Raw genomic sequence first — 12,196 nt, forward strand, 5'->3', positions numbered from 1 at the left:
AACAGGAATGAAACGCAGAGAGTTAGGTTAGGCTCACCTAAGTAAATCGGGCCGCACCGCGGCGCGCCCGCTCCCTCCCCGCACCGGACCGTCCCCACCGGAGGCCCCCACATGCGCTCGCACCTGCTCAACGACACCACCGCGGAGCACTATCGCCGCTCCGTGACCGAAGGAGTCGAGCGGGTGGCAGCCAAACTCGCCACCACAGACCGTCCGTTCACCGGAGTCACGGTCGATGCCCTCGCCCCCGCCATCGAGCGGATCGACCTCGACCGGCCGCTGCACGACACCACCGCGGCACTGGACGAGCTGGAGGACGTCTACCTCCGGGACGCGATCTACTTCCACCACCCCCGCTACCTCGCCCACCTCAACTGCCCGGTCGTCATCCCGGCCGTGCTCGGCGAGGCCGTGCTCTCCGCCGTCAACTCCTCCCTGGACACCTGGGACCAGTCGGCCGGCGGCACCCTCATCGAGCGGAAACTGATCGACTGGACCGCCGCCCGGATCGGCCTCGGCGCCGCCGCCGACGGGGTGTTCACCTCCGGCGGCACCCAGTCCAACCTCCAGGCGCTGCTGCTGGCCCGCGAGGAGGCGAAGACCCGTGACCTCGGGAAACTGCGCGTCTTCACCTCCGAGGTCAGCCACTTCAGCGTGCAGAAGTCCGCGAAACTGCTCGGCCTCGGACCGGACGCCGTGGTGTCGGTCCCCGTCGACCACGACAAGCGGATGCAGACCGTGGCACTCGCCCGCGAACTGGCGCGCTGCGCCGAGGACGGCCAGGTCCCCATGGCCGTCGTCGCCACCGCCGGCAGCACCGACTTCGGCTCCATCGACCCGCTGCCCGAGATCGCCGAACTGTGCGCGCAGTACGGCGTGTGGATGCACGTGGACGCCGCATACGGCTGCGGGCTGCTCGCCTCGCTGAAGCACCGGGACCGCATCGACGGCATCGAGCACGCGGACTCGGTCACCGTCGACTACCACAAGTCCTTCTTCCAGCCGGTGAGTTCGTCCGCCGTACTGGTCCGCGACGCGGCCACGCTGCGGCACGCCACCTACCACGCGGAGTACCTCAACCCGCGCCGCATGGTGACCGAGCGCATCCCCAACCAGGTCGACAAGTCCCTGCAGACCACCCGCCGCTTCGACGCGCTGAAGCTGTGGATGACACTGCGCGTGATGGGCGCCGACGGCATCGGCCGGCTCTTCGACGAGGTCTGCGACCTGGCCCGGGACGGCTGGCGGCTGCTCACCGCCGACCCGCGCTTCGACGTGGTCGTCGAGCCGTCGCTGTCCACGCTCGTCTTCCGGTACATACCGGCCGCCGTCACCGACCCCGCGGGCATCGACCGCGCCAACCTCTACGCCCGCAAGGCCCTGTTCGCCTCCGGCGACGCGGTCGTCGCGGGCACCAAGGTCGCGGGACGCCACTACCTGAAGTTCACCCTGCTGAACCCCGAGACCACGACGGCCGACATCACCGCCGTCCTCGACCTGATCGCCGGCCACGCCGAGCAGTACCTGGGAGAGTCCCTTGACCGCGTCGCATCCTGAAGCCCCGGACACCGCCCACGACTTCGTGGGAATCGGTCTCGGCCCCTTCAACCTCGGCCTCGCCTGCCTCACCGAACCCATCGGCGAACTCAGCGGCGTCTTCCTCGAGTCCAAGCCGGACTTCGAGTGGCACGCCGGGATGTTCCTCGACGGCGCCCACCTCCAGACGCCGTTCATGTCGGACCTGGTCACCCTCGCCGACCCGACGTCCCCGTACTCCTTCCTCAACTACCTGAAGGACAAGGGCCGGCTGTACCCGTTCTACATCCGCGAGAACTTCTACCCGCTGCGCGTCGAGTACGACGACTACTGCCGCTGGGCCGCCTCGCAGCTGAGCAGTATCCGCTTCTCCACCACCGTCACCGAGGTGACGTACGACGAGGCCGACGGCCTGTACGCCGTACGGACTTCGGCGGGCGACACCTACCGCGCCCGGCGGCTGGTGCTCGGCACGGGAACCGTGCCGTTCGTGCCCGAGGTGTGCCGGGGCCTGGAGGGCGACCTGTTCCACAACGCGCAGTACATGCACCGCAAGGCGGAGCTGCAGCAAAAGGAGTCGATCACGATCGTCGGCAGCGGGCAGAGCGCCGCCGAGATCTACTACGAACTCCTCTCCGAGATCGACGTCCACGGCTACCGGCTCAACTGGGTCACGCGCTCCCCGCGGTTCTTCCCGCTGGAGTACACCAAGCTGACCCTGGAGATGACGTCCCCGGACTACATCGACTACTTCCGCGCGCTGCCCGAGGAGACCCGCTACCGGCTGGAGAAGCAGCAGAAGGGGCTGTTCAAGGGCATCAACTCGGAGCTGATCGACGCGATCTTCGACCTGCTCTACCAGAAGAACGTCAGCGGCGGCGGCCGTCCCGTCCCCACCCGGCTGCTCACCAACTCCACACTGACCGGGGCGCGTCACGAGAACGGCGGGTACACGCTCGGCTTCCACCAGGACGAGCAGGACAAGGACTACGAGATCCGCACCGAGGGCCTGGTGCTGGCCACCGGCTACCACTACGAGCCGCCGGCCTTCCTCGACCCGGTCCGAAGCCGCCTCCGCTTCGACGGCCACGGCCGGTTCGACGTGGCCCGCAACTACGCCGTCGACGTCACCGGCCGGGGCGTCTTCCTGCAGAACGCGGGCGTCCACACGCACAGCGTCACCAGCCCCGACCTGGGCATGGGCCCCTACCGCAACAGCTGCATCATCCGGGAGCTGCTCGGCACCGAGTACTACCCCGTCGAGAAGTCGATCGCCTTCCAGGAGTTCACGGTATGAGCACCACCGGGACCGGCCTGCGGACCGCGCTGGGCACCTTCGGTGTCCGTCCGCTCGACCCGCTGAAGGACGCCGGACTGCTGCACGGCTGGGTCACCCACCCCAAGGCGGCCTTCTGGATGATGCAGGACGCCGAACCGGAGGACGTCGAGCGCGAGTACACGCGGATCGCGGCCGACGAGCACCACCACGCCCTGCTCGGCCTGCACGACGGCGTCCCCGCCTTCCTGATGGAGACGTACGACCCCGTCCACCGCGAACTGACCGGTCTGTACGAGCCGGAGCCCGGCGACGTCGGCATGCACTTCCTGGTCGCGCCGGCCGCCACCCCGCTGCACGGCTTCACCCGGTCCGTGATCACCGCCGTCCTCGCGCACATCTTCGACGACCCGGCGGCCCTGCGGGTCGTCGTCGAACCGGACGTGTCCAACAAGGCGGTCCAGGCCCTGAACGAGGCCGTGGGCTTCGTTCCCGTACGCGAGATCGACAAGCCGGAGAAGAAGGCGTTGCTGAGTTTCTGCACCCGTCAGCAGTTCACCGCGGCCACGGGGGTGAGCGTATGAGCCCCGCCGGCACGACCGGCCTCGCCGGCGCCGTGGACCATCTGACCCCCGAACGCTGGGAGCGGGCGAACCGCCTGCTGATCCGCAAGGCGCTCGCGGAGTTCTCCCACGAGCGGCTGCTCACCCCGGAGTCCGCAGGCCCGGATGCGGGGGCGGACGCGTACGTCGTCCGCAGCGACGACGGGCTGACCGAGTACCGCTTCACCGCCGTCCGCCGCGCCCTGGACCACTGGCAGGTCGCCGCCGGCTCGATCACCCGGCACCGCGGCGGAACCGAACTGCCCCTGGCCGCACTGGACTTCTTCGTCGAGCTGCGGAAGTCGCTGGGGCTGAGCGACGAGGTCCTGCCGGTGTACCTGGAGGAGATCTCCTCCACCCTCTCCGGCACCTGCTACAAGCTGGCCAAGCCCGCCGTCACCTCGGCCGAGCTGGTGGACGCCGGTTTCCAGGCCGTCGAGACCGGCATGACCGAGGGCCACCCCTGCTTCGTCGCCAACAACGGGCGGCTCGGCTTCGGCATCCACGAGTACCGGGCCTACGCGCCGGAGACGGCGAACCCGGTGCGGCTGGTGTGGCTGGCCGCGCACCGCTCACGGGCGGCGTTCACCGCCGGCGCCGGCATCGAGTACGAGTCGTTCCTGCGGCAGGAGCTGGGTGAGGAGACCGTCGAGCGCTTCCACCGCACGCTCACGGAACAGGGGCTCGACCCGGCCGACTACCTCCTCATCCCCGTCCACCCCTGGCAGTGGTGGAACAAGCTCACCGTCACCTTCGCCGCCGAGGTCGCCCGCCGCCACCTGGTGTGCCTGGGCGAGGGCGACGACGAGTACCTGGCCCAGCAGTCCATCCGCACCTTCTTCAACCGGTCGGACCCCCACAAGCACTATGTGAAGACGGCCCTGTCCGTCCTCAACATGGGCTTCATGCGCGGCCTCTCGGCCGCGTACATGGAGGCCACACCGGCGATCAACGACTGGCTGGCCCGGCTGATCGACGGTGACCCGGTGCTGCGGTCCACGGGCCTGTCGATCATCCGGGAGCGGGCGGCGGTCGGCTACCGGCACCTGGAGTACGAGAAGGCCACCGACCGCTACTCGCCGTACCGCAAGATGCTGGCCGCGCTGTGGCGGGAGAGCCCGGTGCCGTCGCTGCGCCAGGGCGAGTCCCTCGTCACGATGGCCTCCCTGCTCCACGTGGACCACGAGGGGACGTCCTTCGCGGGCGCGCTGATCGAGCGGTCCGGGCTCACCCCCGTCCAGTGGCTGCGGCACTACCTGCGCGCCTACTACACGCCGCTGCTGCACAGCTTCTACGCCTACGACCTGGTGTACATGCCGCACGGCGAGAACGTGATCCTCGTGCTCGAGGACGGGGTGGTGCGGCGCGCGGTCTACAAGGACATCGCCGAGGAGATCGCGGTGATGGACCCGGACGCGGTGCTGCCGCCGGAGGTCTCCCGCATCCGCGTGGAGGTGCCGGAGGACAAGAAGCTGCTGTCGATCCTCACGGACGTCTTCGACTGCTTCTTCCGCTTCCTGGCCGCCGACCTCGCCGCCGGGAACGTCCTCGCCGAGGACGACTTCTGGCGGACGGTCGCGGAGATCACCCGCGAGTACCAGGCGTCGGTGCCCGAACTCGGCGACAGGTTCGCCCAGTACGACATGTTCGCCCCCGAGTTCGCGCTGTCCTGCCTCAACCGGCTCCAACTGCGCGACAACAGGCAGATGGTGGACCTCACGGACCCGTCCGGCGCGCTCCAGCTGGTCGGCACCCTGAAGAACCCCCTCGCCGGGTTCTGACCCACGGACGGGCGGGCACCCCAAAGTACGGTCCTGCGGGGTGCCCGTCGTCGTCGGCTCCTCCTCGGCCGGCCGGCCCCCGCTCATCATGTACAGACCACCCGTCCGCGGATCCGGTGGAACAATCACCCCATGGCGGAAATCATCCAGAAGGACGGAACCTGGGTCTACGACGGCGAGACCCTGCGGCTGACGCCCGGCCGGGACAAGAGCGTCGGGCTGCTCCGCCGGACACTGGGCGAACTGACGGTCCCCCTGCAGGCGTTGGCGGGCATCTCCTTCGAGCAGGGCAGAAAGGCGGGGCGGCTCAGACTGCGGCTGCGCGAGGGCGCCGACCCGCTGCTCCAGGCGACCGGCGGCCGGCTCACCGAACCGCACGACCCGTACCAGCTGATCGTGGACTCCGACCGGTACGGCGTCGCCGAGTACTTCACGGACGAGGTCCGAGGTGCCCTGCTGCTCGACCAGGTGCCGTCCGACCCGGTCTCCGGCTATCTGCTGCCCGGCCCGTCCGTGCCGCTGTCGGTGGCCGCCGGGGACGGCTCGGCGAGCTTCGACGGGGATCAGATCCGCCTGGAGTGGAACTGGAAGACGGAGGAAGCCAAATCCGCCGCCGGCGCCCGTATCCTCGCGCTGACCGACATCACCGCCGTGGAGTGGCAGCCGTCGGTCGGGCTGGAGAACGGCTACCTGCGGTTCGTCGTACGCCATGCGCCCACCAAGACCCCGGCGAAGTACGACCCCAACGCGGTGGAGCTGTGGGGGTTCAAGAAGGACCCCCTGATGGCGCTCGTCGCCGCCGCCGTCCAGGCCCGCCTGCCGCACCCCGCCGCCTTGGCCCTCGCCTGGAGCGAATACCAGGAGGGACCGAAGGCCCCGGCCGCGGGCGCCCTTGCCGCCCGCGAGGACGACCACGACGCGCTGCTGCGCCGGCTGCGCGAACTGGGCGAACTGCACCGCGCCGGGATCCTGACGGACGAGGAGTTCGCCCAGGCCAAACAGGCGGTCCTCAAGCGCATGTAGCCCGGCGGCGCACCGGGTCGCGCGCCCGGCCGTCACACCCGGCCCCCACTCTGCCTCCCCGCCCGCCCTCGCCTCCCTGCCCGAAATCGGGCAGGATTCTTGCGTGAACCCCTCCTTTGTCCCAGGATCATCGAGTGCACGACGACCTCGTTGATCATCTGACGCGCTCCTCGCCCCTCAGCCGGGGCGAGGCGCTGCGGGTGGTCCAGGACGTGCTCGCCTACTTCGACGAGACGACCGAGGAGTTCGTCCGTCGCCGCCACCGCGAGCTCCAGGCCCAGGGCCTGGTGAACGCGACGATCTTCGAACGGATCGAGGCGGACCTCAGATACCGCGCCGTGGCCCCGCCCGAGCTCTCGCTCCGGCAGCTGCGGCGCATCGTCTACGGCTAGGAAAACACCACACATGTGCGGAATCGTCGGATACATCGGCAGGCGTGAGGTCGCCCCTCTGCTGCTCGAGGGCCTGCAGCGCCTAGAGTACCGGGGCTACGACTCGGCGGGCATCGCCGTCACGTCCCCGAAGGCGGCCGGTCTGAAGACGGTCAAGGCCAAGGGCCGGGTGCGCGACCTGGAGGCGAAGGTCCCGGCGCGCTTCAAGGGCACCACGGGCATCGCCCACACCCGCTGGGCCACCCACGGCGCCCCGTCCGACGTGAACGCGCACCCGCACCTGGACGCCGAAGGCAAGGTCGCCGTCGTCCACAACGGCATCATCGACAACGCCGGTGAGCTGCGCCGCAAACTGGAGGCGGACGGCGTCGAGTTCCTCTCCGAGACGGACACCGAGGTCCTCACCCACCTGATCGCCCGCTCGCAGGCCGTCAAGCTGGAGGACAAGGTCCGCGAGACGGTGCGGATCATCGAGGGCACCTACGGCATCGCCGTGCTGCACGCCGACTTCCCGGACCGCATCGTGGTGGCCCGCAACGGTTCTCCCGTGGTGCTCGGCATCGGCGAGAAGGAGATGTTCGTCGCCTCGGACATAGCCGCCCTGGTCGCGCACACCCGGCAGATCGTCACCCTCGACGACGGCGAGATGGCCACCCTCAAGGCCGACGACTTCCGCACGTACACCACCGAGGGCACCCGCACGACGGCCGAGCCGACCACCGTGGAGTGGGAGGCGGCCTCGTACGACATGGGCGGCCACGACACGTACATGCACAAGGAGATCCACGAGCAGGCCGAGGCCGTGGACCGGGTGCTGCGGGGCCGGATCGACGACCGCTTCTCCACCGTGCGCCTCGGCGGCCTGAACCTGGACGCGCGGGAGGCCCGTCAGATCCGCCGGGTGAAGATCCTCGGCTGCGGCACCTCGTACCACGCGGGCATGATCGGCGCCCAGATGATCGAGGAGCTGGCCCGCATCCCGGCCGACGCCGAGCCGGCCTCCGAGTTCCGCTACCGCAACGCGGTCGTCGACCCCGACACGCTGTACGTCGCGGTGTCCCAGTCCGGTGAGACGTACGACGTGCTGGCGGCGGTGCAGGAGCTGAAGCGCAAGGGCGCGCGGGTGCTGGGCGTGGTGAACGTCGTCGGTTCGGCGATCGCCCGCGAGGCGGACGGCGGCATGTACGTGCACGCCGGGCCCGAGGTGTGCGTGGTGTCCACCAAGTGCTTCACCAACACCACGGTCGCCTTCGCCCTCCTCGCCCTGCACCTGGGCCGCACCCGTGACCTGTCGGTGAGCGACGGCAAGCGGATCATCGAGGGGCTGCGCAGGCTCCCGGGGCAGATCTCCGAGATCCTGGAGCAGGAGGAGGACATCAGGAAGCTGGCCCTGCAGTACGCCGAGGCCCGCTCGATGCTCTTCATCGGCCGCGTGCGGGGCTACCCGGTGGCCCGCGAGGCGTCCCTGAAGCTGAAGGAGGTCTCCTACATCCACGCGGAGGCCTACCCGGCGTCCGAGCTCAAGCACGGCCCGCTGGCCCTGATCGAGCCCGCGCTGCCGACCGTCGCGATCGTCCCCGACGACGATCTGCTGGAGAAGAACCGCGCGGCCCTGGAGGAGATCAAGGCCCGCAGCGGCCGGATCATGGCCGTCGCCCACCGGGAGCAGGAGAAGGCCGACCACACGGTCGTCGTCCCGAAGAACGAGGACGAACTGGACCCCATCCTCATGGGCATCCCGCTCCAGCTCCTCGCCTACCACACGGCGTTGGCCCTGGGCCGGGACATCGACAAGCCCCGCAACCTCGCCAAGTCCGTCACCGTCGAGTAGGAGGTCACCGTCGGGCGGTCGCGCGGTCGGCCGGCTCCTGACGGCATCGGGCACACCCGCGTGGGCGGGGCGGGGCGTGGGCGGGCACCCCGCCCCGCCCCGCCCACGCGTCAGGGAATGACCACGACCGGGCGCTGGGCCCGCTTGGCGAGGCGGCCGGCGACGGAGCCGAAGAGCCGGCCGACGAGACCGTGGGTGGAGCCGACGACGATCGCGTCGGCCTCGTACTCCCGGCCGACCTCCTCGAGTTCGTGGCAGATGTCGCCGCCGCGCTCGACCAGGATCCAGGGCACCTCGGTGAGGTAGTCCGCGCAGGCGAGCTCGAGACCGAGGACCTCGGTGCGATGGTCGGGGACGTCGACGAAGACCGGGGGTTCGCAGCCCGCCCACACCGTGGTCGGGAGCCGGTTGGCGACATGGACGATGATCAGCGCGGAGCCGAAGCGCCGGGTCATGCCGACCGCGTACGCGAGGGCGCGCTCACTGGAGGTGGAGCCGTCGAAACCGACGACGACACCGTGCCGGAACGCCGGATCGCACGGCTGGCGCGACTGAGCCACCCCCAGGGGCTCGGCCCCCACCGGCTCGGCGGCCGTGGGGTCGGCGAGGGGTCGCTTGCGGTCCGCGGGTTCGAAGAATTCGTGACCGGCCATGGCTGTCTCGGCGTTGTGATCCTTGTCAGGAGGGACGACAGACTGCGTCGGAGCTGTGTCCGGGAATCATCTTCCCGACCCCATACCCCCAAGGGTACGGCGGCACGCCTCCTTCGCGCAGATCCCGTCCACGCTGGCCGACGGGTATCCCGGAGCATGCCCGAGCGGGCCCCCGTCACGCAATGGTTGCTGCGCTGTACAGGCGGTTTGCACAGGGCGGGCCCAGCCGCGAGAGTGGGGCGTGCCGGGGCGCCGGCCCCGGCGGCGCGGTGACCGAGGCGCCGCCCGCGCGTCGGACCCGGTGTGCCGCGCCGCACGGAGCGCCTCCGCGTCCGGCTCCGGAGCGGGCCCGCCGCACCGGCCGCCCCACCCTCTCGCCGCCCCTCCCCGCCCGGCCCGGGAGGGGCCTCACGACGGCCCCGCCGGACCGGTCCGCGACCCGGCGGGAAGACACCGGTCGCCTGACCGGTTTCCGCGCACGCGGACGCATGTTTTCAGCCAACTTCCGCAACCTGTGCATCAACCGGTGCGACCATCCCCCAACCCCCGTTCGACCTGCACGGGAAGGGCCCGGGGGACCCCGGGCACCCTATGTGGATTGGCCACCGCGACAAGGCGCACTTCCCTGCGCGGCCCACGAGTGCAACCCTTCGTGATCGAATGCTTCACGCCAAGTTGCCAAGTCGACAATCTACCGGGGGCCCAACTGGCCACCCGGGCACGACGGGACACAGTAGATTCGATCTTGACTGTCTTACGGCGGGGGACTCGTGCAGGACCGAGGGGAAACGTGCAGGTGCGACACAACCGAGGAGCCGCGACCACCGAGGGGGGCTTAGCAGTATGAGCCACGACTCCACTGCCGCGCCGGAAACCGCGGCCCGGAAACTCGCCGGGCGACGCCGCAAGGAGATCGTCGCGGTGCTGCTGTTCAGCGGCGGCCCCATCTTCGAGAGTTCCATACCGCTGTCGGTGTTCGGGATCGACCGCCAGGACGCCGGCGTACCGCGCTACCGCCTGCTGGTGAGTGCCGGTGAGGACGGCCCGCTGCGGACCACGGGGGGTCTCGAACTCACCGCGCCGCACGGCCTGGAGGCGATTGCGCGGGCGGGCACCGTTGTCGTGCCCGCCTGGCGTTCGATCACCTCGCCGCCGCCGCAGGAGGCGCTCGAGGCGCTGCGCCGGGCCCACGAGGAAGGCGCCCGCATCGTCGGGCTGTGCACCGGCGCCTTCGTGCTCGCGGCGGCCGGCCTGCTGGACGGCCGGCCGGCGACCACCCACTGGATGTACGCGCCGACGCTGGCGAAACGCTATCCGTCGGTGCACGTCGATCCGCGGGAACTCTTCGTGGACGACGGCGACGTGCTGACCTCCGCCGGTACGGCGGCCGGAATCGATCTGTGCCTGCACATCGTGCGCACGGATCACGGCAACGAGGCGGCGGGCGCGCTCGCCCGGCGTCTGGTCGTCCCGCCGCGCCGGACGGGTGGTCAGGAACGCTATCTGGACAGGTCTTTACCGGAGGAGATCGGCGCCGACCCGCTCGCCGAGGTCGTCGCCTGGGCGCTGGAGCACCTCCACGAACAGTTCGACGTGGAGACGCTGGCGGCACGCGCGTACATGAGCCGTCGTACGTTCGACCGCCGCTTCCGCTCACTGACCGGCAGCGCGCCGCTGCAGTGGCTGATCACGCAGCGGGTGCTGCAGGCCCAGCGCCTGCTGGAGACGTCGGACTACTCGGTGGACGAGGTCGCGGGCCGCTGCGGCTTCCGCTCACCGGTCGCCCTGCGGGGCCACTTCCGGCGTCAGCTGGGTTCGTCCCCGGCCGCCTACCGGGCCGCGTACCGCGCGCGGCGCCCCCAGGCGGAACGGCACCAGGGCTCCGACGGCCTCCCGAACATCCCGGGAGCCGTCCCGTCCGGGCCGGCGCACCAGCACCAGCACGGGCACGGGCACCCGGGCCCTCCCGGTCAGGCGCCCGCAGCGCTGCATCCGGACGCCCCGGTGCCGCACCAGTCGCGGCGCACGGCGGCCGCGAACGCCCTGGGCGGTCCGTCGCTGACGGCGCCGGCCTCCTCGGGCGACCCGGCCCGCGAGGCCCGCGAGGCCTACGCCCAGGCCCGGGCGAGCGTGCCGGGCCAGCGCAGCGCGCCGTGAGGCGGGCCTGAGACGAGCGCGGGGGACCGGGCGGGCCCGAAGCGGGCCCGCCCGGTCCCCCGCGCTCCTTCGCGCCGTATGGTTAGACATATGAACGATCGCATGGTGTGGATCGACTGCGAGATGACCGGCCTCTCGCTGTCCGACGACGCGCTCATCGAGGTGGCCGCCCTCGTCACCGACTCCGAGCTGAACGTGCTCGGCGACGGTGTCGACATCGTCATCCGCCCGCCGGACGGGGCTCTGGAGACGATGCCGGAGGTGGTGCGTCAGATGCACACCGCGTCCGGACTGCTCGACGAGCTGGCGGACGGCACGACGCTCGAGGACGCCGAGAAGCGCGTCCTCGCGTACGTGAGGGAGCACGTCAAGGAGCCCGGCAGGGCCCCCCTGTGCGGCAACTCCGTGGGCACGGACCGCGGGTTCCTGCTGCGGGACATGCCGACCCTCGAGGACTACCTGCACTACCGCATCGTCGACGTGTCCAGCATCAAGGAACTGTCGCGCCGCTGGTACCCGAGGGCGTACTTCAACAGCCCCGAGAAGAACGGCAACCACCGCGCGCTGGCCGACATCCGCGAGTCCATCGCGGAGCTGCGCTACTACCGCGAGGCCGTCTTCGTCCCCCAGCCGGGCCCCGACTCGGACACCGCGAAGAAGATCGCCGCGAAGCACGTCCTGCCCGCCCGGTAGGCACGCGCCGGGCGCACGGCGGGGCGTGCGGAGGCCGTCCGAGGGGCGCCGCGAAACCCTGGCGCGAGCACCCCTTCGGACCCTGTACACTTTTTCTCGGCCGGTCGGGAAAGACCCAGTCTCCACCGATGGCGGCCATGGTGGGTGTAGCTCAGCTGGTAGAGCACCTGGTTGTGGTCCAGGATGCCGCGGGTTCAAGTCCCGTCACTCACCCTGAACGAAGAAGGGCTGACCCGAGAACACGGGTCAGCC

The 12,196-nt window shown here is 70.5% G+C and carries 10 protein-coding genes and 1 tRNA gene; 10 read left to right on the plus strand and 1 reads right to left on the minus strand.

What is annotated here, in order from left to right:
* Positions 1-111: 111 nt before the first annotated feature.
* The 7 genes from desA to glmS all read left to right on the plus strand — a co-directional run bounded on the left by desA (position 112) and on the right by glmS (position 8,441).
* A complete protein-coding gene (gene desA, locus ACWZEH_RS11800) occupies positions 112-1,557 on the plus strand; it encodes a lysine decarboxylase DesA (RefSeq protein WP_456198030.1) in 1,446 nt (481 codons plus the stop codon).
* On the plus strand, positions 1,538-2,833 hold the full coding sequence (locus tag ACWZEH_RS11805) for a lysine N(6)-hydroxylase/L-ornithine N(5)-oxygenase family protein (protein ID WP_456198031.1): 1,296 nt from the start codon (positions 1,538-1,540) through the stop codon (positions 2,831-2,833). Before desA ends, ACWZEH_RS11805 begins: the two co-directional genes overlap by 20 nt.
* Entirely contained in the window at positions 2,830-3,396 is a 567-nt protein-coding gene (locus ACWZEH_RS11810) for a GNAT family N-acetyltransferase (protein ID WP_456198032.1), read from the plus strand. Before ACWZEH_RS11805 ends, ACWZEH_RS11810 begins: the two co-directional genes overlap by 4 nt.
* The gene (locus ACWZEH_RS11815; protein WP_456198033.1) at positions 3,393-5,195 is read left to right on the plus strand and encodes an IucA/IucC family protein; all 1,803 of its coding nucleotides are present in this window, start codon (positions 3,393-3,395) and stop codon (positions 5,193-5,195) included. The genes ACWZEH_RS11810 and ACWZEH_RS11815 overlap by 4 nt, the downstream gene beginning before the upstream one ends.
* A 132-nt stretch (positions 5,196-5,327) precedes the next feature.
* Positions 5,328-6,218, plus strand: coding sequence for a DUF4429 domain-containing protein (locus ACWZEH_RS11820; RefSeq protein ID WP_456198034.1), 891 nt, complete (start codon positions 5,328-5,330; stop codon positions 6,216-6,218).
* Positions 6,219-6,352: 134 nt separating this feature from the next.
* The gene (locus ACWZEH_RS11825; protein ID WP_456198035.1) at positions 6,353-6,610 is read left to right on the plus strand and encodes a hypothetical protein; all 258 of its coding nucleotides are present in this window, start codon (positions 6,353-6,355) and stop codon (positions 6,608-6,610) included.
* Between the two features lie 13 nt (positions 6,611-6,623).
* Positions 6,624-8,441, plus strand: a complete 1,818-nt coding sequence (glmS, locus tag ACWZEH_RS11830) for a glutamine--fructose-6-phosphate transaminase (isomerizing) (RefSeq protein WP_266076344.1) — start codon at positions 6,624-6,626, stop codon at positions 8,439-8,441.
* Between the two features lie 110 nt (positions 8,442-8,551).
* Here the strand turns inward: glmS and ACWZEH_RS11835 are convergent, their stop codons facing one another.
* The gene (locus tag ACWZEH_RS11835) at positions 8,552-9,094 is read right to left on the minus strand and encodes a universal stress protein (protein WP_456198036.1); all 543 of its coding nucleotides are present in this window, start codon (positions 9,092-9,094) and stop codon (positions 8,552-8,554) included.
* 843 nt (positions 9,095-9,937) lie between these two features.
* Between ACWZEH_RS11835 and ACWZEH_RS11840 the strand changes: the two genes are divergently transcribed.
* From ACWZEH_RS11840 to ACWZEH_RS11850, 3 genes are all read left to right on the plus strand, one after another.
* The gene (locus tag ACWZEH_RS11840) at positions 9,938-11,251 is read left to right on the plus strand and encodes a helix-turn-helix domain-containing protein (protein WP_456198037.1); all 1,314 of its coding nucleotides are present in this window, start codon (positions 9,938-9,940) and stop codon (positions 11,249-11,251) included.
* A 90-nt stretch (positions 11,252-11,341) separates the two neighbouring features.
* A complete protein-coding gene (gene orn, locus ACWZEH_RS11845; RefSeq protein ID WP_456198038.1) occupies positions 11,342-11,944 on the plus strand; it encodes an oligoribonuclease in 603 nt (200 codons plus the stop codon).
* 140 nt (positions 11,945-12,084) lie between these two features.
* Positions 12,085-12,157: transfer RNA gene (locus ACWZEH_RS11850), tRNA-His, on the plus strand.
* Positions 12,158-12,196: the final 39 nt, after the last annotated feature.

This window comes from Streptomyces yamdrokensis (assembly GCF_053890455.1).